The following is a 25,275-nucleotide window of genomic DNA, read 5'->3' as shown; positions in this document are numbered from 1 at the left end:
CATCCGATTAATTGAATTGACAAAGGAATGGGAATTTCGTCGCCGCTTGTAGATTTGCAACATCAATATGATCTCCTGCAGAAAGAATATGAATATGAGAAGGAAACCTACCGACAGCAATCCGAGCGTACGGGTTTGCGAAAACGGGTGGCGCAAGGCCTTTGTTGGTATCCGGTCGTTCCGGGACGCTGTTATTATAATTCCTTAAACCAATTGGTGATCGAGATCGAAAGGATGGAAGACCGGGAGATCGAGCATAATTTCGAATACGGGCGCCCGGTTTGTTTCTTTACGGCAACTATCAGTGGTAAATTGAAGTATCTGGATTTCTCCGCTACGATCAGCTATGTGGAAGAAGACCGGATGGTGGTAATCCTTCCCTCGCCTTCCGCCTCGATGGATATACAAGGGAAAAGCGATGATCTCGGCGTGCAACTCTACTTCGACGAGACCAGCTATAAGACGATGTTTTCCGCGCTCTCGGACGTGATGCGTGCGAGAAACAACCAACTCTCCCACCTAAGAGACGTATTGCTGGGACAGGAAAAACCGGGACAGCGGGAATTATTCCCGATCCGTTTCCCCTGGCTGAACCGCTCGCAGGAAGAAGCCGTAAACAAGGTATTGGGTGCGAAACAAGTATCTATCGTACATGGTCCTCCCGGAACCGGGAAAACAACTACCCTGGTGGAAGCCATTTACGAGACCCTTCACCGGGAGAATCAAGTGATCGTTTGCGCCCAAAGCAATACCGCCGTAGACTGCATCTCGGAGAAACTGGTAGATAGAGGCATCAGCGTCCTGCGCATCGGGAACCCCACGCGTATCAATGACAAAATGCTCTCGTTCACTTACGAACGCCGTTTCGAGTCGCATCCGGATTATCCCGAGTTATGGAGCATCCGAAAAGCGGTACGGGATATACAGTCCAATATGCGAAAGAAAAGCAGGGAGGAACGAGATACGATCCGGGGCCGCCTCTCCCGGTTGAAATGCCGGGCGACCGAACTGGAAGTCAAGATCGATATGGAGCTATTCGACAAGGCTCGTGTAGTTGCTTGCACCTTGGTTGGCTCCGCCAACCGGGTCATGATGAACCGCCACTTCACGACCTTGTTTATCGACGAGGCCGCCCAAGCATTGGAAGCCGCTTGCTGGATAGCGATCGCCAAAGCTGACCGGGTCATACTGGCAGGCGATCATCACCAATTACCCCCTACTATCAAATGTATAGAGGCGGAACGGGAAGGCTTAGGATGTACCTTGATGCAAAAAATAGCCCGCGCGAAACCAGAAACGGTCTCTCTCCTGAAGATCCAATATCGTATGCACGAGGATATCATGCGCTTCTCCTCCCGGTGGTTCTATCAGAACGAACTCGAATCCGCTCCCGAGGTAAGCGCCCGGGGGATCCTGCGATTAGACACTCCCATCGTATGGTTCAATACGTCCGAGTGCGATTTCACGGAAGATACGAGGGAAGAGACTATGAGTCGTATCAACAGGCAAGAGGCGGAATTGCTCGTGGAGCAATTACGCTCCTACATACAGAGCATATCCAAGGAGAGAGTGTTGGAGGAGAATATCGACTTCGGATTGATCTCCCCTTACAAGGCGCAGGTACAATACATCCGTAAATTAATCAAACAAGACGCTTTCTTCAAGCCTTTACGCAGACTGATCACCGTACACACCGTAGACGGTTTCCAAGGGCAGGAGCGCGATGTCATCTTGATCAGCTTGGTAAGGGCCAACGAGGATGGAAAGATCGGCTTCTTGAACGACTTGCGGCGCATGAACGTAGCGATCACCCGTGCCCGTATGAAACTGATGATCCTGGGAGACGCTTCGACCCTTACCCGGCATGCGTTTTATAAAGAGCTCTATAATTATATCTCTCAAAGAGGCAAGATAATCGCGGTCGCGAATGGATGAGGATGGAGTAGCCCGTTTCATGCAAGGCCGCGCCGACAAGCCGTGAGCATGCTGTCACATGCTGTCGGATATACCCTATTCTTCCGCGTTTCACTTTTTATTCTTACCTTTGTTCTGAAAACCATAAAACAAGACGCCATGAAGTACAAATTATTAGTCTTAGACGTAGATGGGACGTTGCTTAACGACAAGAAAGAGGTAACGCCCCGGGCCCATGCTGCCCTGTTAAAGGCCCAGCAAATGGGAGTTCATGTTGTATTGGCATCCGGCCGGCCTACCAATGGGGTCCAACCCTTGGCGGAAGCCCTTGAATTGAATCATTACGGTGGCTTCATATTATCTTATAACGGGGGTCAGATCATCAATGCCCAGACCGGAGAATTGATGTTCGAGAAGCGAATCGATCCGGCCATGATTCCTTACTTGAACCGAAAGGCGAAGGAAAATGGTTTCGCGATCTTCACGTATCACAAGGACTATATCCTGACCGATCATCCGGAAAACGAGCATGTCCGAGAAGAGGCCGAACTCAATAAGATGCGCGTCATCGGCGTGGAGAATTTCCCGGAGGCGGTGGATTTCGCTCCCTGTAAGTGTATCCTTACCAGCGATGACGAAAACAGTCTGGCCGGTCTGGAAAATCATTGGAAGAAACGTCTGGACGGAGTATTGGAAGCTTTCCGCTCCGAGGACTATTTCCTGGAGGTGGCTCCTCATTTCATCAACAAGGGAAATACGTTGGCGGTATTGATGGAGATGCTGAACATCGCGACCGAAGAGGTTGTCGCCATCGGCGATGGCGTGGCCGACGTATCCATGCTTCAATTGGCCGGTACCGGCGTGGCGATGGGTAACGCGCGCGACTCCGTGAAGGCTTGCGCCGATTTCACCACTTTGCCCAATACCCTGGATGGAGTAGCGGTAGCGATCGAGAAAGCGATCCTTGCCACGATCAAGCCCACGGAAGTCCCGCTGGATCAGCTGAACGCACGGGCCAAGCATGCCCTAATGGGTAACCTAGGCATTCAATATACCTACGCTTCCGAGGATCGCGTGGAGGCGACCATGCCCGTAGACGAACGAACCCGCCAGCCTTTCGGCATCTTGCACGGAGGCGCTACGCTGGCCTTGGCGGAGACCGTGGCCGGACTCGGTTCCATGATTCTGGCGAAACCGGACGAGATGGTAGTCGGCATGCAAGTCAGCGGCAGCCACATGTCGTCCGCCCACGAGGGAGACACGGTACGCGCCGTCGGGACGATTCTCCACAAAGGCCGTTCATCCCACGTGTGGAACGTAGACATATTCACCTCTACCGACAAGCTGGTCTCCTCGGTACGGGTAATCAATAGCATACTCAAGAGGAAATGATCTCAAAAGAAGCTTACGAGAGAATAGACACGTTGATCGAGCGAGGCCGGAATTTCGCCATTTGGCGCGTTCCCGGTGAGGGCAGGCTCCATTTCAGGATGCAAAGCGCCGGCTCACCCTGCCTGTTATACGACATAAAAGACTTAAATGAACGGAGCGGTTTTGTGATCGCTCCGTTTCAGGTGACAGCGGAACGACCTATCGTCTTGATCCAGCCGGATGTTTTTGAACCCCCCTCGGCGCGGGATGAAGAATTGATAATGAAGAGGGAAAGGGCACAAGACGATCCTTCTCCATTCCCCGCGATTTCCCCTTCATTGGGAGAGGCTTCCGAATCTGAGGAGAAGGAACGATACGCTCGCTATTTCTCCCTGTTTACCCACCCCTTGCTGAAAGGAAGCCAAGATAAACTGGTTTTATCCCGTAGCAAAACGATCCGGAGAGATCCCGCCTTCTCGCCCGGCAAGGCATTCTTCGCGGCGGTGGAACGATATACCCGCTCCTATGTCTACCTTTGCCATACCCCGGAGACCGGGACTTGGATGGGTGGGACACCGGAAATCCTGTTATCCGGCGGGAAAGGCGACTGGCAAACGGTAGCCTTGGCCGGGACCCAAACCTTGCGAGACGGGAAATTACCGAGAAGCTGGGACCCCAAGAATTGGAGAGAGCAGCAATTGGTCGCCGCTTACATACGCCGTCAGCTGTCCGCCCTGGGTATTACCCCCGAGGAGAAGGGGCCTTATTCAGCCCGGGCCGGAGAGGTCTCCCATTTGAGAAGCGATTTCTTCTTCTCCTTGCCCGATCCCGAGAAGCTGGGCGATGTCCTCCACCTATTACACCCTACTCCCGCCGTCTGCGGTCTTCCCAAGGAGGAGGCCTATCGTTTCATCATCGGGCACGAAGGCTACGACCGTAGTTATTACTCCGGTTTCATCGGCTGGCTGGATCCCGAAGGCAAAACCGATCTGTATGTAAACCTCCGTTGCATGAATATCCACCCCCAAGCCCTTACGCTGTATGCCGGCGGCGGCCTGCTGGCAGCCTCGCGGCTCGAGGATGAGTGGCAGGAGACAGAGGCTAAATTAGATACCATGCGACGGTTGCTTCGTGAGATCCAGACCAGAAAGCTCTCCCCGGATGAAGATACCATTTAAACATCACAGTATAAATCTATGTATAGCGATAAAAAGAACATCCTTCAATTGGTAGCCTTGCTGAAAGAGCACGGCGTGAGTAATATCGTGCTATGTCCGGGAAGCCGGAACGCCCCGATTGTCCATACCTTGGTGAACCATCCGTTCTTCAACTGCCATTCCGTGACGGACGAGCGAAGCGCGGGATTCTTCGCCGTAGGGCTGGCGCTACACGGAGGCAAGCCGGCGGCCGTATGCTGTACCTCGGGCACGGCCTTGCTGAATATACATCCGGCGGTGGCGGAGGCCTTCTATCAGAAGGTCCCGCTTGTCGTGATATCCGCCGACCGTCCCGCGGCCTGGATCGGGCAAATGGACGGACAGACCCTGCCGCAACCCGGGGTGTTCGGCTCATTGGTGAAGAGATCGGTGCAGCTGCCGGAAATAGACACGGATCAGGATGAATGGCATTGCAATCGGTTGATCAACGAGGCCCTGTTGGAGCTGAACCACCGCGGCAAAGGGCCGGTGCATATCAACGTCCCGGTCTCCGAGCCCCTGTTCCGCTTCACGGCTCCCGGATTGCCGGAGGTACGGGTCATCACCCGTTATCAAGGCTTGAACGTGTACGACCGGACATACGACGACCTGATCGGGCGCTTGAACACGTACAGCAAGCGGATGATGATAGCGGGACAAATGAGCCTGATCTATCTCTTCGAGAAGAAAATAAGCAAGTTGCTCTATAAGCATTTCACATGGCTGTCCGAGCACATCGGCAACCGTATCGTACCGGGAATGCCGATCAAGAATTTCGACGCCATCCTGTACGCCACCCCGGAGGAAGAGAAAGAGAAGCTGGCGCCCGAGCTCGTGATCACCTACGGCGGCCATATAGTCTCCGGGCGGTTGAAAGCGTTCCTGCGGAAGCACCCGCCCCGGGAGCATTGGCACATCTCGCCGGACGGGGAGGTGGCGGACCTGTTCGGTTGCCTGACCGTGGTGATCGAGATGGACCCGTTCGAGTTTCTCGAGAAAATCGCCTACCTGCTGGAGAATCGGCCGGTGGAATATCCGAAGGCTTGGGAATACAAATCCCGCGGCCTGCCCGAGCCGGCGTTCGCCTACTCCGAGATGGCGGCCATCGGCAGCTTGATACGCTCGCTCCCGGCCGAGTCGGCCCTGCATCTGGGGAATAGCTCCGCCGTACGCTACGCGCAATTGTACGCCCTGCCCGATACGGTCGAGGTCTGTTGCAACCGGGGCACGAGCGGGATCGAAGGCTCCTTGTCTACGGCCATCGGATACGCCTCCGCCTCACAACGGCTGAACTTTGTCGTCATCGGCGACCTCAGCTTCTTCTACGACATGAACGCGTTGTGGAGCGGCGAGCTGCGCGACAACCTCCGCGTCCTGCTCCTGAACAACGGAGGCGGCGAGATCTTCCAGGCCCTGCCGGGACTCGAGATGGACGAGCGTACGCGCCGCTACGTCAGCGCCCCGCACCAAACCTCCGCGAAGGGATGGGCCCTGGAGCGGGGGTTCTCCTACTTCGCCGTCCGCGACGCCGAGGAGCTGGCAGCGGCGATGGAGGCCTTCACCCAGACCGAGCGACCGGGCGGACAGCCCCTGCTCATGGAGGTTTTCACGGACAAGGCGGAAGACGTGCGCCTGCTCAAGGCATACTACCATCAACTGAGAAATTCATCCCAAGCACCAAACAGATAATATATGGAAACGAAAAGAGAATGGACAACCCTCAAGGAATACGAGGAGATCTTGTTCGAGCATTACAACGGCATCGCCCGCGTCACGATCAACCGGGAGCGGTATCGCAACGCCTTTACCCCCACCACGACCGCGGAGATGAGCGACGCCCTGTACATCTGCCGGGAACGCCCGGACATCCAGGTGGTCGTCCTGACAGGGGCCGGAGAGACGGCGTTCTGCGCGGGAGGCGACATGCACGTGAAAGGGCGCGGCGGCTACGTGGGTAAAGACGGCGTGCCCCGCCTGAACGTACTGGACGTACAGAAACAGATCCGCTCCCTCCCGAAGCCCGTCATAGCGGCCGTGAACGGTTTCGCCATCGGCGGCGGACACGTATTGCACGTGGTCTGCGACCTTACGATCGCCTCCGAGAACGCGGTCTTCGGGCAGACAGGCCCCCGCGTGGGCAGCTTCGACGCCGGCTTCGGCTCCTCCTACCTCGCCCGCGTGGTCGGGCAGAAGAAGGCCCGCGAGATCTGGTTCCTATGCCGCAAGTACAGCGCGCGGGAGGCCCTGGAGATGGGGCTGGTAAACCGGGTAGTCCCCCTGGACAAGCTGGAGGACGAGTATGTCCAATGGGCCGAGGAGATGATGAGGCTCAGCCCGTTGGCCCTGCGCATGATCAAGGCGGGCCTGAACGCCGAGCTGGACGGGCAGGCCGGCATACAGGAGCTGGCCGGAGACGCCACCCTGCTCTACTACCTGACGGACGAGGCGCAAGAGGGCGGCAAGGCATTCCTGGAGAAACGACGCCCTCGCTTCGAGGACTACCCGAAGTTCCCGTAAGGGGGGGGAGGACCGAGCATGAACCATCAAGCGTTGAGACGAGATGATTACAGAGCGATTCCATAAGGTAGAGATCATACCCCGGTGCCTGACGTTCAAGCGGCCGGCCGGCACCTCGCGGGGCGTCTACACGACCCGGAGATCGTGGGAGGTGCGCGTCCGCGCGGCGGGCGGTCCCCCGGCGCCCGGCATCGGCGAGTGCGCCCCCCTGCCGGACCTCAGCCGCGACTACGGGGCGGACTACGAGACCGCGCTATCCCGGGCCTGCCTCGACCTGCAACGGAAGGGATACGTCGACACCGAGTCCTTGCGCCGCTACCCCTCCATCCTTTTCGGGCTGGAGACGGCCGCGCGCCACTGCGAGCGGCGCGGCTGGCGGCATTACGACACGCCCTTCTCGAGGGGGCAGGCGGGCATCCCCATCAACGGACTGATCTGGATGGGCGATTACGCGTACATGCTGCGGCAGGTAGAGGAGAAGCTGCGGGAGGGCTTCCGCTGCGTCAAGCTGAAGATCGGCGCGATCGATTTCGAGCGGGAGCTCTCGCTGCTGAGGCACATCCGCGCGCATTTCTCCGCCCGGGAAATAACGCTCCGGGTAGACGCCAACGGCGCCTTCACCCCCTCGGAGGCGATGGAGAAGCTGGAGCGGCTCGCCGAGATGGACCTGCACTCCATCGAGCAGCCGATCCGCGCCGGGCAGTGGGACGAGATGGCGCGCCTCGCGGCGACATCGCCCCTGCCCATCGCGCTCGACGAGGAGCTGATCGGCAGCGACACCCCGGACGAGAAACGGCGGCTGCTGCAGACGATCCATCCCCAATACCTCGTATTGAAGCCCTCCCTCCACGGAGGCATCGCCGGATGCACGGAATGGATCCGCCTGGCCGAGACGCTCTTGGGGAGCAGCCCCGAGCAGCCCCGGTGGTGGATCACCTCCGCGCTGGAATCGCAGATCGGGCTGAACGCGATCGCCCAATGGTGCGCCACGCTGGGCAACCCGCTGCCGCAGGGCCTGGGCACCGGCGAGATCTTCCGCGACGACCGGCACCGGCTGATCCGCCGCGAGGGAGACACCATCTGGTTCACCGACAACGAGCCCTGACCCATGCCGATACAAGAAGATCTACAGGCATTCCTGGCGGAATGGCGCGACCCCTCCCCCTTCCTCGAGGTCCAGACCTCCGGCTCCACCGGCGCGCCCAAGCGGATGCGCGTACGCAAGGAGCGGATGCTGAACAGCGCCCGCCTCACCTGCGAGCGGCTGGGCCTCCGGCGAGGCGACAAGGCCCTGCTGTGCATGCCCCTGCGCTACATAGCCGGAAAGATGATGGTCGTCCGCGCCCTCTACGCCGGGCTGGACCTGGCGGCGCGCGAACCCTCCGGGCACCCCCTGGCCGACTGGGACGATACCCCCCTCCGCTTCGCCGCCATGATCCCCCTGCAGGTCTACAACACGCTGCGGGTACCCGAGGAGCGCGAGCGGCTGGAGCGGACGGAGATCCTGATCATCGGCGGCGGGGCGGTCGACGCAGCCCTGGAGCGGGAGATCCGGCAGCTGCCCAACGCGGTGTACTCCACCTACGGCATGACGGAGACGCTCTCTCACGTCGCCCTGCGTCGGCTGAACGGGCCGGAAGCCTCGCCCTATTACCAACCCCTCCCCTCGGTGAGGTTATCCCTGTCGCCGGAGAAGACCCTGGTGATCGAGGCCCCCTCGCTCTGCGACGGGCGGCTGGTGACGAACGACATCGCCCGCCTGCTGCCCGACGGACGTTTCACCATCATCGGCAGGAGAGACAACATCATCAACAGCGGAGGCATCAAGATCCAGATCGAGGAGGTGGAAGAGCGGCTGCGGCCCTACCTCGACCGCCCCTACGCCATCACCGCCGCCCCGGACCCCCGGTTGGGAGAGGCGGTCGTCTTGCTCATCGCCCCCCCCGCCCTCCCGGATGGCGCCGCCCCCTCGTCCGGCACCCCGCGTCATAGCTATGATGAACAACACCTCATAGCTATGAGGTGTAACTCCTCAAAGCTACCATGTGTAACTCCTCATAGCTATGAGGAGCGACTCAGCATAGCTATGATGTGTAACTCAGCAAAGCTATCATGCGAGGTATCGACAGCGGCTCTCGCCCACTTGCCCAAGTACCTTCGCCCGCGGCGGATCCTGGCGGTTCGGGCGATCCCGCGCACCGGGAGCGGCAAGACGGACCGGGCCGCCTGCAAGGAGCTGGCCAGGCGGCTGACCGCCGGCGGCGGCCGGTCGCCATGACACGCGCCCCGCGGGAGGGAAAACGCGGGGCCCGCGGAATAAATCCGTGCCCCGCCGCGCTCCGTATCTGATTATTTCATACATTTACGAACGTTATTATTAAATCATATCGCACATGAAAACACAAAAGTACTTACTCGCCATCCTGCTTCTTCTAAGCGTTTGCGGGCCGGCACGCGGCCAACAGTTATCCCTGGGGATCTTCCCCGAGCCCCAAGAGGTGATTATCTCCAGCCGGACGTACACGCCACCCTACGGGTATGCCCTGCGAGGCATCGATCATCCGGACGCGGACGCGGTCAGGCTGCTCGAAGAGACACTGCCTTTCGCCAAATCCGGCAAATCCCTCCCTTTGGAGATCAAGAGACTCAAAGACAAGGCCCCGGAAATGCGGCGGTCGGGCGCCTACACGCTGACGATCACCCAAAAGGGCATCACGATCGGGATCGTAGACGACAATTCCTTGTTCTACGCCGCCCAAACCCTCAAGCAATTGACCAACCGCGACGCGGCGGGCAAGCAGGTCCTGCCCCTCTGCGCGATCAAGGACTATCCGGACGTATTGTTCCGGGGTACGGTGGAGGGCTTCTACGGGCAGCCCTGGAGCCACGCCGACCGGATCGAGCAGATCCGCTTCTACGGGAGGATCAAGCTGAACACCTATATCTACGGCCCGAAGGATGATCCCTATCACAGTTCCCCCAACTGGCGCGAGCCGTATCCCGCCGAGGAGGCCGGGCATATCCGGGAACTGGTCCGGGAGGCCGCCCGCAACAAAGTGAACTTCGTCTGGGCCATCCACCCGGGGCTGGATATCCAGTGGAACCGGACGGACAGCGCGAACATCCTCGCCAAGTTCGAGAAAATGTACGACCTGGGCGTACGCGCCTTCGCCGTTTTCTTCGACGACATATCCGGAGAGGGAGCCCGCCCGGAAAAGCAAGCGGGCCTGTTGAATTACATCCACGAGAAGTTCATCCGCGAGAAAGACGACGTGCAGCCCCTGATCATGTGCCCCACCGAGTACAACCGCTCGTGGGCCAAGAGCGACTACCTGGATCTCCTCGGCACCCGGCTCGATCCCGCCATCCAGGTCATGTGGACCGGAGACCGCGTCGTGGCCGACATCACGAAGGAGGGCGTCGAGTGGGTAAACCGGCGCATCCGTCGGCCCGCCTATATCTGGTGGAACTTCCCCGTAAGCGATTATTGCCAGGATCATTTGTTGATGGGGCCCGCCTATGGCCTGGATACGCGGGCCGCCGGCACCATGGCCGGGTTCGTATCCAACCCCATGGAATACGCCGAGGCCTCCAAGGTCGCCCTGTTCGGCGTCGGGATGTACACCTGGAATATCGAGCGTTACGATCCCGCGCGGGCTTGGAAAGAGGCCTGCGACTTTATCATGCCGGAGGCCCCCATGGCTTTCCGCGTCTTCTGCGAGCATAACAGCGATCCGGGCCCGAACGGGCATCAATACCGCCGGGAGGAGTCGGCCAACTACGTGGCTCCTATCCGGACATTCCTCGCCGGCTACAAGAAAAACAGGTTCCCGGAGCAAAGCGCCAATCTCCTGGGAACCCTGTTCGCCCAGATCACGGCCTCCCCGGGCATGATCTACGGCCAAAGCCCCAACAAACGCCTGATCGAGCAGATCAATCCGTGGCTCATCCAATTCGAGCTCCTGGGGAAAGCCGGGACAAGCGCGCTGCATATGGCGCACGCCTGGTATGAGAAAGACCGCGCCTACACCTGGCAACGCTACCTGGAGACGTCCGCCTTGCTGGATAGCATGAAACTGATAAACCGCGCGCTGAACCAGAGGGCACAGCCCAAGGGCGTGAAGGTCGGGTCGAGCGTCTTACACCCTTTCATCATGGACTTATACCGCCAGACGAGTCGCAACCTACTATCTACGGACGGTATCGCCCCGGACGAGGTGAAGATCAGCATTCCTTCCCTCTTCACGAATATCGATCAATTGAGGAGCCAGCCATGTGCCGAGGGTGACCATACGGTCGGTTACGTCCCCCTGTTCGAGGTTGTCAAGGTAGAGCCGGACCACTATCTGGGTATCGGCTGGGAAATCCAGAAAGAGGCGGAGTCCTTCTGCTTCAACCTTCCGAAAAGCAACCGGCCCGGACGGGTATTCGAGTGGTCCGCCGACGGAAAGAGCTGGCGCCCGATCCCCCATGTCTCCACGGAAAACGCCAAGGATACGATCCGCTCCATCGATCCGAAAGCCCGTTATATCCGTATGCGAAACGACTCGGATCAACCCATGGAGCTATACGTGCTGGGATTCGAGGCGACAACCAAACAAGACCCGCGGATCCATGAGGAGCTGATGATGTACGACATGAACCTGGACACGTACAAGCACTTGAGCCCGGGAGAGACCGTTCACGTAAAGTGCGATGATGTCAGCACCGTATCTTTCTTCCTCTCCGGAAGCAACGAGAACCTGGTATCCATCACCGGCCTCGCTCAAGATGGCGAGAAAAACATCGTCTATCAAGGGAACGTGGGCTACATCCTCTTGACTAAAACCATGTTCGAGGATTTCTCCTCCTTAGAACTCACCACGATCGGGAAAGCGCCTATACATATCCACCAGATCGTCAGGGAATAAGAGACAAGAGAGTCCCGGTCTCCCCTTCTCGCCTAACCGGGAGAAGGAGACCGGGACTTGAATCTCGCGACGCGATAACTAACCTGACGAACCTATAGCCTTACGATTTCTTTCTTCACCTCAAATCCACCTCAATCTCGTAAATTCTTGTTACCTTTGGTGCCCGGTAGAAAACAAAAAGAATGCAAAGGAAGATGATTTCAGAAGAATTGAAGGACGACCTAAAGATAAAATGGGATCGGATGAGAGAGGGTATGGCAAGGATGGGGATGGATGCCTGCTTGCTTACCGTAGACGTAAACCTTTATTATACGACCGGACGAATCTACAGCGGTTATTTTTATTTGCCAGCGGACGGTGAGCCGTGGTTCTTGATCAAGCGACCGAACGGGCTCTCGGGATATCACGTGGAATACATCCGCAAGCCGGAAGAGATCCCGGCCTTATTCGCGGAACGAGGGATCAAGATGCCGAGAAGACTCTTGCTTGAGGCAGACGAGCTGGCTTATAGTGAATACATCCGCTTGAGCAAGGTATTCCAACCGGAGGAGACCGGCAACGCCACCGCTTTCACGCGACACCTTCGCCGGGTAAAAACCCCTTGGGAGATCGGACAATTCCGTATCGCCGCCCGTAAACACGAGGCGACTTATGGCGAGATCCCGGAATGTTTCCGTCCCGGCATGACAGACTTGGAGTTTCAGTACGAGATCGAGAAACGGATGCGTAAGAACGGCTCGATCGGTCTTTTCCGCGCTTTTGGAGCCAATATGGATATCTATATGGGCAGTCTTCTCGCCGGGGAAAACGCCGAGACCCCGTCCCCTTTTGATTTCGCTTTGGGAGGCGGCGGCATAGACGCTTCTTGTCCGCTGGGCGCCAACGGTACGCTATTGAAAGAAGGTACCGCCATCATGGTGGATATGGCCGGCAACTATACGGCTTATATGACGGACATGACCCGTGTCTTCTCCGTAGGCCGCCTGACGGAGGAGGCTTATCGGGCGCATCAAGTGGCCCTTACGATACAACAGAAGGTAGAAGACGCTACCCGGCCGGGAACCGCTTGTTCGGATTTATATACCATAGCGGCGGATATCGCCAAGAAAGAGGGACTCTCGGCCAACTTTATGGGAACCCGGCAGCAGGCCAAATTCGTAGGACATGGCATCGGTATACAGATCAATGAGCTACCCGTGCTTACCCCTCGCTCGAAAGAGGAGCTTTTACCCGATATGGTATTCGCCCTGGAGCCGAAATTCGTGATCCCGGGTGTCGGCGCCGTGGGTATCGAGAACAGTTTCCTTGTGACGGAAACGGGTGTGGAGAAGTTGACACAGTTCAACGAAGAGATCATCCCACTTGGAAATTAAGATCCAACAGAAGAATTTGTTATAACATTTTAAACTGAAGCACATGAAAAGAACAGTAGCTTTCCTGCTTTTGCTGGCTATCATCATTCTGCCGGCTAACGCTGTAGAAAAGGAGAACGTGAAGCCCGTCAAGAACGTGATCCTCTTAATCCCGGACGGGACCTCGCTGGCGACCATCTCTATCGCCCGTTGGTTGCAATGGTACCAAGATCCTGGCAAACCGAAATTGAATATCGATCCGTACTTGTGCGGAACGGTGCGTACGCATTCCTCTAACGCCCCTATCGGCGACTCCGCTCCTACCACATCCTGCTACATGACCGGACAGCCGAGCCGTACGGGTTATGTATCCACTTATCCGGAGAACGACGGTGATAACGATATCTACCCGACCGACCCGGCCCGTGCCTTCCAACCGCTTACCACGGTGCTGGAAGCCGGCAAGATATTGCAAGGGAAATCTACCGGATTGGTCTTCACCTGCGAATTTCCGCACGCCACCCCGGCGGACTGCTCCGCGCATAGCTACAACCGCGGCAGATACGACTGGATCGCTCCGCAGATGGTTCATAATGATATCCATGTCGTTATCGGAGGCGGAGTGTCTATCCTTACAAAGGATATGGAAGATTATCTGTTGGCGAACGGATACAATGTCTACAAAAATGACCTGAAAGGCATGCGCGCAGATAATAGCCTAAAGATGTGGTCTCTATACGGCGACAAGGATATGGCTTACGATCTTGACCGCGATCCGGAGGAGCAACCTTCCATCGAGGAAATGACCCGTAAGGCGATCGACAAATTATCCAAGAACCCAAAGGGCTTCTTCTTGATGGTAGAAGGCAGTAAGGTAGACTGGGCCGCTCATGGGAATGATCCGATAGGTATGGCTACTGAATTCCTGGCATTCGACCGTGCTTGTGGCGTCGCATTGGAGTTCGCGCGCCAGAACGGCGAGACAGCCGTTGTCGTCGTACCCGACCATGGCAACAGCGGTATCAGCCTGGGTAGAAGAGATTGTGGAGGCTACGACAAACTGACGAAAGAGCAATTGTTTCATCAACTGTCTCTTTATAAGCTGACCGCCGAGGGTTTCGCCAAGAAGGTAAACAGCGTCCCTAACGCTGAGGTGCAAGATGTATTCCGCACCTACGCCGGCTTCGAGCTGACCCCGGAAGAGATGAACGCATTGAACAATTGCAAGGACTACAAGAACAGCCCGATACCGGAGGAGCAACGCAAACAGGAAGATAATTCCTCCCTGTACAGTGGCTCACTGACCGGATTGATGGCGCATATCATCACCTCCCGCACCTGCTTCGGCTTCACGACCGGTGGACATACGGGCGAGGAAGTATTCCTTGCCGCTTACCACCCGCAAGGCACCTTGCCTCTCGGCATGAATACGAACATCGAGCTGAATGAGTACTTATGTAATCTGTTCGGATTGACACACGACAACTTGGAAGAGCTTACGCGCAAGAACTTCGCGCGCCACACGGACGTATTCAAGGATTACACTTGCGAGATCGTCCCCGCCGCTGACGAGAAAGGGTTTCCGACATTGATCGTTAAGAACAAGAAAGATAAGAAAAAACAGCTGACGATCAATCCGTTCACCAATATCGTGAAGTCCGGGAAGAAAAGTCAGCATGAGATACGGTTAAATTCTGTCATCGTTTATGTCGATAAAAACAACACATTCTATCTTCCGGCAAGTCTGGCTGATTTCTTAAAATAAAATATAAAGCGGAGGCCCCTCGGTCTCCGCTTTTTTTATACATTCGCGTACATAAGACAGAATATACACAACCTATGAAAAGTAAAAGTTTAGTTTCTATCGATCAATGTTCCAAAGAGGACATTCTTCGCATTCTGGATAACGCAAGGAAGTTCGAGGAGAATCCAAACCGGAAATTACTGGAAGGCAAAGTCGCCGCCACCCTGTTCTTCGAGCCCTCTACACGTACGAGACTGAGTTTCGAGACAGCCGTGAACCGTTTAGGCGGGCGGGTGATCGGTTTCTCGGACGCTTCCACGACTAGTTCCTCCAAAGGCGAGACCTTGAAAGATACGATCTTGATGGTAAGCAATTACGTGGACTTGATCATTATGAGACATCATCTGGAAGGAGCCGCGCGCTATGCCTCCGAGGTAACGGATGTACCTATCATCAACGCAGGTGACGGAGCGAACCAACATCCCTCGCAAACCATGCTGGACTTGTATTCCATCCGTAAGACACAAGGTAAATTGGATAACCTCACCATCACGATGGTCGGTGATTTAAAGTACGGCCGCACGGTTCACTCCTTGATCGTGGGAATGTCTCACTTCCATCCGACCTTCCATTTCGTCGCACCCAACGAGCTGCGCATGCCGGACGAGCAAAAGAATTTCTGCGACAAGCATGGCCTCAAATACGAGGAGCATACCGATTTCACGGAAGATATCATCAACCAGACGGATATCCTTTATATGACCCGCGTACAACGCGAGCGTTTCACCGACTTGGAAGAGTACGAGCGGGTAAAGAACGTGTATATCCTGCGTAACGACATGCTGGGAAACAGCCGCGAAAACCTACGTATCTTACATCCGCTACCCCGTGTGAACGAAATCGCTTACGATGTAGATGACAATCCAAAGGCTTACTACATCCAACAGGCACGCAACGGGCTGTTCGCTCGCCAAGCTATCATTTGTGAAGTTTTAGGTATATCCATCGACAAATAAAAACAAAGTTTTATGTCAGCAGAAAAGAAAAAAGAGTTGCAGGTAGCCGCCTTGGAGAACGGTACCGCCATAGACCATATTCCTCCCAGCCAATTGTTCCGGGTAGCCGCTTTACTGGGACTGGAGAAAATGAACAATACGATCACGATCGGCAATAACTTCCATAGCAATAAGATGGGATGCAAAGGTATGATCAAGATCGCCGACAAGTTCTTCGAGGAGGACGAGATCAATCGTATCGCCATGATCGCCCCGAATGTTGTATTGAACATTATCCGTGATTATGAGGTCGTGGAGAAGAAGACAGTTACGTTGCCCGATGAGCTGATTGGTTTGGTTAAATGTAACAATCCGAAATGCATCACCAATAATGAACCGATGCTCTCCCGCTTCCACGTGATCGACAAGGAGAAAGGAACCCTGAAATGTCATTATTGCGAACGTAAGATTAATAAAGAAGACATAATCATCAAATGAATTGACAATTGACAGTTGCGCGCAGCGGCATTTAACGGTCAACTGCCAATTGTCAACTAAACCGTAAGTTAGTATGAAGCACGATTGGAAACCGGGAACCATGATCTATCCATTGCCTGCCGTAATGGTGAGTTGCGGGAATGAGCCTTCCGAGTACAATATAATAACAGTCGCATGGGTCGGTACGATTTGTTCGAACCCGGCAATGTGCTATATATCTGTACGTCCGGAACGGTTCTCTTATCCGATTTTGAAGAAGAATATGGAATTCGTCATTAACTTGACGAACCGTGAGCTGGCCTACGCCACGGATTGGTGCGGGGTAAACTCCGGGAAAGACCATCATAAATTCGAGGAGATGAAGCTCACTCCCGGAAAAGCGACTGTCGTTAATGCCCCCACGATAGATGAGTCCCCGCTTTGTATCGAATGCCGGGTAAAGGAGGTGATAGCCCTCGGAAGTCATGATATGTTTATCGCTGATGTCGTAAACGTACAGGCCGACGACCGATATCTAGATCCCGAGACAGGGGCTTTTAATATGCAGAAAGCCGATCTCTTAGCTTACTCACACGGTAAGTATTACGGGTTAGGTGAACTTGTCGGTAAATTCGGCTGGTCCGTGAAAAAGAAAAAATGACAGGATGAAAAAAGTCTGCCTTATAGGAGCGTTGCTCTCTTTCGGTCTGTTAGCGGAAGCCCAGAGCTTCATGCGTTTCGAGGACAAGGCATTCAACGTTGGAGCCAAAGTAGGATTCAACGCCACTTTCCCAGTCATAAACTCCCTTTCCATCAACGGGAAGGAAGCGGAGAATATAGACATCGAATATAAGGTAGGTTATCTGGCAGCGATCTTTTGCCGGATCAATATAGAACGGCTCTTCCTCCAGCCTAGTTTCTCATGGCATCGCTCCGAGGGAAATATTCGTTTTTCCATACCTCAAAGTCTGCCGGGGAATAACAGGATGTCCAATACACCGGCAACTACTGACCTTTTGATGATGAAGACCAGTTCCTTGGAGGTTCCCATACTGGTAGGCTATAATCTAGTGAAGAAAGGACCTTACGGACTTAGCCTTATGGTCGGTCCAAAATTAAAATACAACTATAAGACCGCCTATACGGCAGAGTCTTCCACCACGCATGTAGAATACGTGAATGATAACACCCCGTTCGGAGTCAATATCACTACGGGTGTAGGGGTTAGCATCGGGCGGCTGTTCTTCGACATTGTCTACGAGTTCGGACTGAATCAAGTGGAATCCGATTTCGAGGAGGTCAACAATCCGGTTCCCGAGATTAATTATGATATCAATATAGACAAGCGAACGAACGTGATGAGCATGTCGCTCGGCTTACTCTTCTAAAAGGAAATCCTAACAATCCGCCAAGCGCTTCACCAAGACCTTATCAATCCGGGCGCCATCCATATCTACGATCTCAAACCCAAAGTTCAGCCATTTCAATTTCTCGCCCGTTTTCGGTACACGCTCCAATACTTCCAGGATCAGGCCGCTCAAGGTATTATAATCGTGCTCAGCATATAAATCCTCCATGTCAAAATACGCCAAGAAATCATAGAAAGAGTATTGGCCGTCTACCAACCAAGTACCATCCTCACGTTGTATGATCTCGGACTCCTCCCCGACTTCCGGCACTTGCCCGATTAAGCCTTCCATAATATCCTTCAAGGTTACGATACCTTGAATACCTCCGAACTCATCCGTAACGAGTCCGTATTTCACGTGTGTCTGCTTGAAAGATTCCAAGGCGTTATATACGCTTTGGTTCTCCGGCACGAACTGTGCCGGACGGAGAACTTGGCTGATCGAGAAATCCGGTTGGTCGATCCTTCCAAACAAATCTTTCAGATAAACAACTCCAACTATATTATCGAACTTTTCCGAAGCCACGGGATATATGTTAAATAAGTTCTCTTCCACTTTCTCTCGGATCTTCTCCGTACTATCCGTCACATCCAGCCAAACCAGCTCGCTACGATGCGTCATGATAGAACCTACGTTACGGTCTCCCAGATTAAAAACCCGCTCTACGATATCCTGCTCTACCTCTTGCACCTCGCCACCGTCAAATCCCTCTTTCACGATCGCCTTGATTTCTTCCTCAGTCACCCTATTTTCCTCTTTCGTATCCACGCCCGTCATCTTCACCGCCAATGCCGTGCTCTTTGATAGCAACCAAACAAAAGGAGATGATATCGAAGAAAGAAAATTCATGGGTTTGGCAACTAACATAGAAACCTTCTCGGCACAGCTCATACCGATCCGTTTCGGTACCAACTCGCCGAATATAAGTGTAAGGTATGTTACGATGATAACGATCGTCGTTTTAGCGATCCCTAACGCATACGGCTCTAAAGCAGGCATTCGCGCTATTATAACAGCGAAATTATAAGCTAACGCATCGCCTGAGTACAAACCGGTCAAGATACCGATCAAAGTAATTCCGATCTGGATAGTTGATAGAAACTTATCTGGATCATTTGCCAGCTTCAAAGCAGTGCCTGCGGATTTTCTACCTCGTTTCGCTTCCGTTTCCAACCTAGCCTTCCGGGCTGAGACCAAGGCGATCTCCGACATCGCCAAAATTCCATTAAATAAGATAAGGCCAATAACAATGACAATTTCCATTAATTAATTTATAGTTTGACTCTGCTGCGAAGATATATAAATACTTTAACATACAAAACAAGACACCTAAATATCTGCTAAATATCTGCGCTTACATTTAACTAAAAAACCTTACGAATCCCTTGTAGTTTCAAAAGAAAGGCGTACTTTTGCGCAACAAATACAAAGTGTGATTAGAAATGCTCGATAAAATTAAGGCTCTGCTTCAAGAAGTGGAGAATATGAAAGTGGCGAATGCCGAGGAACTAGAAGCTTTGCGTATAAAGTATCTTAGCAAAAAAGGCGAGATATCGGCGTTGATGAATGATTTCCGGAGTGTAGCGGCCGATCAAAAACGTGAGGTTGGCAAATACTTGAACGAACTGAAAGAAGTAACCCAGAGCAAGATCAACGAATTAAAAGAAAGCTTTGAGAATGTACAGACCGCGAGCGATGCTATCGATTTGACTCGTACGGCTTACCCGATCGGACTAGGCACTCGTCATCCTCTATCACTTGTAAAGAAAGAAATCTGCGATATATTCGGGCGGTTAGGATTCAGCATCGCTGAAGGACCGGAAATCGAGGACGACTGGCATGTCTTCTCTTCCTTGAATTTCGCCGAGGACCATCCTGCCCGCGATATGCAAGATACGTTCTTTATCCAGCACAGCTCGGATGTATTGCTCCGCACACACACCTCTTCCGTACAGACCCGAGTAATGGAAAAGCAAGAACCTCCTATCCGTATTATCTGTCCGGGACGTGTATATCGTAATGAGGCCATCTCCTATCGTGCTCACTGCTGCTTCCATCAGGTAGAAGCGTTATATGTAGATAGGAATGTCTCATTCGCCGACCTGAAACAAGCCTTATTGTTCTTCGCCAAGGAAATGTTCAGTTCTGACACAAAGATTCGCTTACGTCCTTCTTACTTCCCGTTCACGGAGCCATCCGCCGAGATGGACATCTCCTGCAACATTTGTGGAGGTAAAGGTTGCCCCTTCTGTAAAGGAACTGGCTGGGTAGAGATCCTCGGTTGTGGCATGGTAGATCCGAACGTGCTTGAGAACTGTGGCATCGATGGTAAGGTTTATTCAGGCTACGCATTGGGAATGGGTATCGAGCGTGTCGCCAATTTGAAGTACCAAGTAAAAGACTTACGCATGTTCTCAGAAAACGATGTTCGTTTCTTGAGACAGTTTGAGTCGGCCAATTAAATTGAAAACCTGGATCATTTTTACCATCTCCCCGGGTCTTAACCCAGCCCGGGAGAGGTACGTTCCTTTTCAATCGGCTTCTGCGGGAGTATACTACTCCATGTACTTGCCAGCAACACCCTTGGCCTGATCGCGGCCTTCCTTGGGATCGTACCCCGGTTCGCGTCTGTGTACCCGTTTCTGGGGATCAGTTTGTTTTTTGGCGCATCTCCGCTTGTATATTCCTATTAAAGTTATACCTTTAGGACTCGAAAGATAGAGACCGAAAAAATAATGCGAAAAGAAGAAAGATATAAGGGCGTATTAAACTGGTTTAAGGAGAACGTACCGGTAGCTGAGACTGAGCTACATTATGACGATCCGTATCAATTGTTGATAGCGGTAATCCTATCCGCACAATGCACGGATAAACGAGTGAATATGATTACTCCTGCCCTGTTCGAGGCTTTCCCTACTCCCGAGGTAATGGCAGCCAGCACACCGGAAGTAGTCTTTGAATACATACGTAGCGTATCCTATCCGAACAATAAGGCTAAACATCTAGTAGGTATGGCGAAGATGCTGGTGGAGGACTTCAAAGGCGTGGTTCCCTCCGAGATTGACGAGTTACAGAAACTTCCGGGTGTAGGAAGAAAAACAGCGAACGTAATCGCATCCGTTGTATATGACAAGCCGACCATGGCAGTGGATACGCACGTATTCCGCGTCTCCAACCGGATCGGCCTGACCAATAACAGCAAGACGCCTTTGGAGACGGAGAAGGAGTTGGTGAAGAACATCCCGGAAGAGTTGATCCCGATCGCCCATCACTGGTTGATATTGCATGGAAGATATGTTTGCCGCGCACGGAAACCGAAATGTGAGGGATGCGGATTAAAGCCTTGGTGTAAATACTTCCTAAAACAAACATGAGGATCGGCAAGAAAGACATAACGGCTTTTGTTGTCTTGTTTCTGACCACGATCGTATGCGTGAGGTACTTTTACAAGAATATGAGCGACGAGCAATTTGTTGTCACGGTAGATCCCTATAGCTTGGTCGTCCCGACCCCTACGGCTATTTTTGCCATCAATCGTCCTCCTGTATTCGAGAAGATGATACTACCCATGGAGAATATACGCAAGGCGTTCTCAGATCATATGCCCGCTATTTTCCTCTCCTTAATACAGCAAAATTCGGAATTATCGTCTTTCTTGATCGCTTATTATCCACAGGGGGATGTCTTATACGCCCCTATGGATAGTCATACGGCAGAGCGTATTTTCAAGCAACTGGATGCCTCTTTCTCTTTTCCGGCCCAGCAACGAGAGGAAACTTCCGTTCCTGCCAGGTATTATCCGGATGTTGATAAGCATTTTTTAGGTTGTTACTACCACAAGGGAATGTTCGTGGCGTCCTACAACCGAAAATTATTGGTAGAGACAGCGAAAAAGCAACAAACATACCCCGCGCAGATCATTCCGGAATTAGCCAATCTAATTAGTGAAAAAAGCAAGAGCGGCGCAATGAATCTCTTCATCCAAAGCGCCTCTTTAAATTTACAGGTTCAAATGAATGACTCGACGGAGTGGAAAATGAAAAATCAATGGTTGGCAATGGATTTGTTCTATAATGAAGGAAATCTTTGCTGCTTCAACGAGCAACCCTATGAGAAAGCCTTGGAGAACTTTTACCCCAATTTATGCGATACGATAACCACCCGGATCAATCGGCTATTCCCGCAAATAAAAACCACGACACAAGTCAGTCATGACGAGGCCGTGGCATATTTTACAGTTTGTGGGAATTAAGCTTCAGTCCCTTCTTTCTTGAAAGCAGCTATTCTCCAGATCTTCAGTCTGTAAAGATAAAGGATCTTTTTAATATATGGCCTAAAAAGTCACCGTTAATCCATCATATGAGTAATGTACATGCGGAGGCAACTCTTTTTCAACGACCGCATGCAACCCTATGCGATGACTCATATGGATTAAATAGGCCTCCTTGGGCTGGATACGGGATATATTCGCTAAGGCATCCTCCAGACTCTCATGCGATTGATGCTCTCCTTTCCGAAGGGCATCAATAATCAAAACATCAAGGTTTCCCAACTTAGCGTACTCTTCTTCCGGAAGATATTTAAGGTCGGTCAAGTAAGCCATATTGCCGATACGGAAACCTAAGATCGGCAGTTTAGCATGCATTACACGGATCGGAGTGATCATGACACCGGCGACCTCAAACGGTTTCGTCCCGATCGTATGCAAGACCAAATTAGGCACTCCCGGATATTTATGCTCCCGGAACACATAAGGAATGCGAGTCTTTATCGCCTCCACGACATTGTCTTCCGCATAAATATCCACATCTTTATACCGACCAAAAGGACGTAGATCATCTAAGCCACCTACATGATCGTAGTGCTCATGAGTTACTAAAACGGCGTCAAAATGGTAAATCTTATTGGTTATCATTTGCCAACGGAAGTCCGGACCACAATCGATCAATATCCGTTTCCCTTCCGTCTCTACCAGGATCGAGGCCCGTAGACGCCAATCACGGGGGTCTTTACTAGTACATACCTCACATTGGCAACCTATCTCAGGATTGCCCGTAGACGTTCCTGTCCCTAAAAAAACGATTTTCATTTTATCCGACATATTTAACCTCAGGCATAAGCTCTATACCAAAACGATCTTTTACGGCGGTACGGATGCTTTCTGCGACCAATGCGATCTCATGCCCCTGGGCATCTCCTAAATTCACTAATACCAAGGCTTGTTTCTCGTAAACACCTACCGACCCATGTTTTTTACCCTTAAATCCACATTGCTCGATCAACCAGCCGGCCGGAACCTTGACCTTTCCTTCCAAAGCGGGATAAGACGGAATCTCCGGAAATTGCTTTTTCAATTTCTCAAAATGCTCTACCGTAATTATCGGGTTCATAAAAAAACTGCCTGCGTTGCCCAATACTTTCGGATCGGGAAGCTTCTGCCTGCGAATCGTTATGACAGCCTCGCGGATCGTTTCCAAAGTAACTTCCGAATATTTCGTCAACACCTCCTTTAAGTTCCCATAATTAACCAAAAAGCTAGGGTTCTTGGATAGTCGAAGCGTGATATAAGTTATGATGTAGGGGTCATGATGCTCATTCTTGAAATAGCTATTACGATAGCTATATTCACAATCCGTATTCGTAAAAGTCCGTTTCTCGAATGTCAATTGGTTATAAGCCTCCACGCTCTCCACCACATCCTTGATCTCCATGCCATAAGCCCCGATGTTCTGGATAGCGGCAGCGCCTGCCTCACCGGGTATTAAAGAAAGATTCTCTATACCTCCCCAACCTTTCGATACGGCATATGCCACGACATCATCCCAGATCTCCGCGGCTCCGACACGAAGCGATATATACTCGTCCGTTTCCGCCGAGATAGAAATCCCCTTGATTCGGGAATGGATGATAATGCCATTATAATCGTTGATGAACAATAGATTGCTCCCGCCTCCTATATGCAAGGATAAACATTCCTGAAAGTATTCATCCTGTAAGATTCGTTGCAACTCCTCCTCCGTCTCATACTCCATGAACCAACGTGTCTTTACCGGGAGATGGAAGGTATTGTGTTCCTCCAACGAATAATTCTGCTCTATTCTCATCGTCTATTTCATTTTTGAGGCAAAAGTAGTCATAAATAACTCATCCGCAAATTATGTAGTTCCGGAATTAACTTTGACTTCCGCTAAGGTCTTAAAACATATAGAATCCCGTCTTACCCTACTCGTACGACCGTAAAATTCAAACCGGGTAAATTCCTCCTTGAGGCGATAAATACCCACTTAAAATAATCAAACCACTGAAGACGTAGTAAAAATATCTCCAGCGAGAGGATAAAAAATCATAGGTATGAATGGAAAATTTCATACTTATGGTTTTTAGTTTCCGGAAATGATTACTTTTGGGCTCAAAAAGGACTCATGAGAATCGTTAATCTTGGAGACATCAATTCCGTATTAAACAAGTTCGTAGCCGAACTCAGAGATGTAGACATACAAAAAGACAGCCTTCGCTTCCGTCGCAATGTTGAGCGTATCGGAGAAATCATGGCTTACGAGATCAGTAAGGAATTTCATTACAGTACGAAAGACATCCGTTCTCCGTTAGGTATAGCCCCGATGAATACGCCGGACGATCGAATCGTGATCAGTACGATCTTGCGTGCCGGGCTTCCATTCCACCAAGGTTTCCTCCGGTATCTGGATAATGCGGAGAATGCTTTCGTATCCGCTTACCGCAAATATAAAGACCGTTTGAATTTTGATATTCACATCGAATATATCGCCTCTCCCCGCTTAACTGGTAAAACCTTGATCCTTTCCGACCCGATGTTGGCTACCGGAAGCTCTATGGAATTGGCGTATGAGGCACTACTGACCAAAGGAGTACCTGACCATGTACACGTGGCCTCTATCATCTCAAGCCAACAAGCCTTGGAATACTTGCAGAAGAAAATGCCGGATGACAAGACTACGATCTGGATCGCCGCATTAGATAACGACCTCGATGATCATTCTTATATTGTTCCCGGATTAGGCGATGCCGGAGATTTAGCGTTCGGCGAGAAGGAATAGGAGTCATCAACATGCCCCCCAACGCAACGAAGGCTGAGCAAAAAAGTAGGTTAGGAGACTTGCGCCACGCACCTAACCCACATTGCCACAATAGACCTTTCGTAAGGTTAAACAATCTTTAATTTCGATGGTTTTATGCGGTTTTTGCTGTGTCTATGTGTTAAAATTAGGTTATTTTGGTTCCATACCCCCTCTGTAGTACCCCCAGACTTTTGGCTGTCGTCGGTACAATGCCGACCTTTGTCCCATGCACATAGGAACAGTCTATAAAACCAACAGCAAGGGTGAACGCAAAGCCTACTATCGCCTTGAGG

Annotated in this window: 21 protein-coding genes; 18 read left to right on the top strand and 3 right to left on the bottom strand. The window is 52.4% G+C overall.

Translation table 11 applies throughout. The annotated features are described in order from the left end of the window. Positions 1-27 precede the first annotated feature (27 nt). The 14 genes from G7Y39_RS04305 (at position 28) to G7Y39_RS04240 (ending at position 17,864) form a co-directional block, all read left to right on the top strand. Positions 28-1,935, top strand: a complete 1,908-nt coding sequence (locus tag G7Y39_RS04305; RefSeq protein WP_165155406.1) for an AAA domain-containing protein — start codon at positions 28-30, stop codon at positions 1,933-1,935. A 138-nt stretch (positions 1,936-2,073) separates the two neighbouring features. Further along, a complete protein-coding gene (locus G7Y39_RS04300) occupies positions 2,074-3,306 on the top strand; it encodes a Cof-type HAD-IIB family hydrolase (protein WP_165155404.1) in 1,233 nt (410 codons plus the stop codon). After that, positions 3,303-4,463 (top strand): isochorismate synthase, encoded by a 1,161-nt coding sequence (locus tag G7Y39_RS04295; RefSeq protein ID WP_165155402.1) that lies wholly within the window; start codon positions 3,303-3,305, stop codon positions 4,461-4,463. Before G7Y39_RS04300 ends, G7Y39_RS04295 begins: the two co-directional genes overlap by 4 nt. 18 nt (positions 4,464-4,481) lie before the next feature. After that, complete coding sequence (menD, locus tag G7Y39_RS04290) at positions 4,482-6,170, top strand: 2-succinyl-5-enolpyruvyl-6-hydroxy-3-cyclohexene-1-carboxylic-acid synthase (RefSeq protein WP_165155400.1); 1,689 nt, start codon at positions 4,482-4,484, stop codon at positions 6,168-6,170. Positions 6,171-6,173: 3 nt separating this feature from the next. Beyond that, complete coding sequence (menB, locus tag G7Y39_RS04285; protein WP_165155398.1) at positions 6,174-6,998, top strand: 1,4-dihydroxy-2-naphthoyl-CoA synthase; 825 nt, start codon at positions 6,174-6,176, stop codon at positions 6,996-6,998. Between the two features lie 43 nt (positions 6,999-7,041). Beyond that, positions 7,042-8,103, top strand: a complete 1,062-nt coding sequence (locus G7Y39_RS04280) for an o-succinylbenzoate synthase (protein WP_165155396.1) — start codon at positions 7,042-7,044, stop codon at positions 8,101-8,103. A gap of 3 nt (positions 8,104-8,106) precedes the next feature. Continuing rightward, entirely contained in the window at positions 8,107-9,276 is a 1,170-nt protein-coding gene (locus tag G7Y39_RS04275; protein ID WP_165155394.1) for an AMP-binding protein, read from the top strand. Between the two features lie 115 nt (positions 9,277-9,391). Further along, the gene (locus tag G7Y39_RS04270) at positions 9,392-11,908 is read left to right on the top strand and encodes a beta-N-acetylglucosaminidase domain-containing protein (RefSeq protein WP_165155392.1); all 2,517 of its coding nucleotides are present in this window, start codon (positions 9,392-9,394) and stop codon (positions 11,906-11,908) included. Between the two features lie 194 nt (positions 11,909-12,102). Then, on the top strand, positions 12,103-13,281 hold the full coding sequence (locus G7Y39_RS04265; RefSeq protein ID WP_165155391.1) for a Xaa-Pro peptidase family protein: 1,179 nt from the start codon (positions 12,103-12,105) through the stop codon (positions 13,279-13,281). A gap of 43 nt (positions 13,282-13,324) precedes the next feature. After that, positions 13,325-15,025 carry an alkaline phosphatase gene (locus G7Y39_RS04260; RefSeq protein WP_165155390.1) on the top strand — a complete coding sequence of 567 codons (1,701 nt, stop codon included), beginning with the start codon at positions 13,325-13,327 and terminating at the stop codon, positions 15,023-15,025. Positions 15,026-15,099: 74 nt separating this feature from the next. Then, positions 15,100-16,020, top strand: coding sequence for an aspartate carbamoyltransferase (pyrB, locus tag G7Y39_RS04255; RefSeq protein ID WP_165155389.1), 921 nt, complete (start codon positions 15,100-15,102; stop codon positions 16,018-16,020). A gap of 12 nt (positions 16,021-16,032) precedes the next feature. Next, entirely contained in the window at positions 16,033-16,497 is a 465-nt protein-coding gene (gene pyrI, locus G7Y39_RS04250; protein ID WP_165155388.1) for an aspartate carbamoyltransferase regulatory subunit, read from the top strand. Between the two features lie 73 nt (positions 16,498-16,570). After that, on the top strand, positions 16,571-17,137 hold the full coding sequence (locus G7Y39_RS04245) for a flavin reductase family protein (protein WP_165155387.1): 567 nt from the start codon (positions 16,571-16,573) through the stop codon (positions 17,135-17,137). Between the two features lie 4 nt (positions 17,138-17,141). Next, complete coding sequence (locus G7Y39_RS04240) at positions 17,142-17,864, top strand: porin family protein (protein ID WP_165155386.1); 723 nt, start codon at positions 17,142-17,144, stop codon at positions 17,862-17,864. Positions 17,865-17,873: 9 nt separating this feature from the next. Here G7Y39_RS04240 and G7Y39_RS04235 read toward each other — a convergent pair whose 3' ends face one another. After that, positions 17,874-19,148 (bottom strand): hemolysin family protein, encoded by a 1,275-nt coding sequence (locus tag G7Y39_RS04235; protein ID WP_165155385.1) that lies wholly within the window; start codon positions 19,146-19,148, stop codon positions 17,874-17,876. Between the two features lie 179 nt (positions 19,149-19,327). On the opposite strand from G7Y39_RS04235, the gene pheS reads away from it, so the two are divergent. From pheS to G7Y39_RS04220, 3 genes are all read left to right on the top strand, one after another. Next, a complete protein-coding gene (gene pheS / locus G7Y39_RS04230) occupies positions 19,328-20,347 on the top strand; it encodes a phenylalanine--tRNA ligase subunit alpha (RefSeq protein WP_165155384.1) in 1,020 nt (339 codons plus the stop codon). A gap of 273 nt (positions 20,348-20,620) precedes the next feature. Further along, positions 20,621-21,259, top strand: a complete 639-nt coding sequence (nth, locus tag G7Y39_RS04225; RefSeq protein ID WP_165155383.1) for an endonuclease III — start codon at positions 20,621-20,623, stop codon at positions 21,257-21,259. Next, on the top strand, positions 21,256-22,137 hold the full coding sequence (locus G7Y39_RS04220) for a hypothetical protein (RefSeq protein ID WP_165155382.1): 882 nt from the start codon (positions 21,256-21,258) through the stop codon (positions 22,135-22,137). The genes nth and G7Y39_RS04220 overlap by 4 nt, the downstream gene beginning before the upstream one ends. Before the next feature lie 81 nt (positions 22,138-22,218). Here G7Y39_RS04220 and G7Y39_RS04215 read toward each other — a convergent pair whose 3' ends face one another. Next, positions 22,219-22,974 (bottom strand): MBL fold metallo-hydrolase, encoded by a 756-nt coding sequence (locus G7Y39_RS04215; RefSeq protein WP_165155380.1) that lies wholly within the window; start codon positions 22,972-22,974, stop codon positions 22,219-22,221. Position 22,975: 1 nt separating this feature from the next. Beyond that, the gene (gene murB, locus G7Y39_RS04210) at positions 22,976-23,989 is read right to left on the bottom strand and encodes a UDP-N-acetylmuramate dehydrogenase (protein WP_165155378.1); all 1,014 of its coding nucleotides are present in this window, start codon (positions 23,987-23,989) and stop codon (positions 22,976-22,978) included. A gap of 318 nt (positions 23,990-24,307) precedes the next feature. On the opposite strand from murB, the gene upp reads away from it, so the two are divergent. Continuing rightward, entirely contained in the window at positions 24,308-24,961 is a 654-nt protein-coding gene (upp, locus tag G7Y39_RS04200) for a uracil phosphoribosyltransferase (protein ID WP_165155376.1), read from the top strand. Positions 24,962-25,275 lie beyond the last annotated feature (314 nt).

It is taken from the genome of Parabacteroides sp. ZJ-118 (assembly GCF_011038785.1).
Classification (GTDB): Bacteria; Bacteroidota; Bacteroidia; order Bacteroidales; family Tannerellaceae; genus Parabacteroides.
The sequence above is the reverse complement of the archived record's forward strand: the minus strand, read 5'-3'. Positions and strand labels throughout refer to the sequence as shown.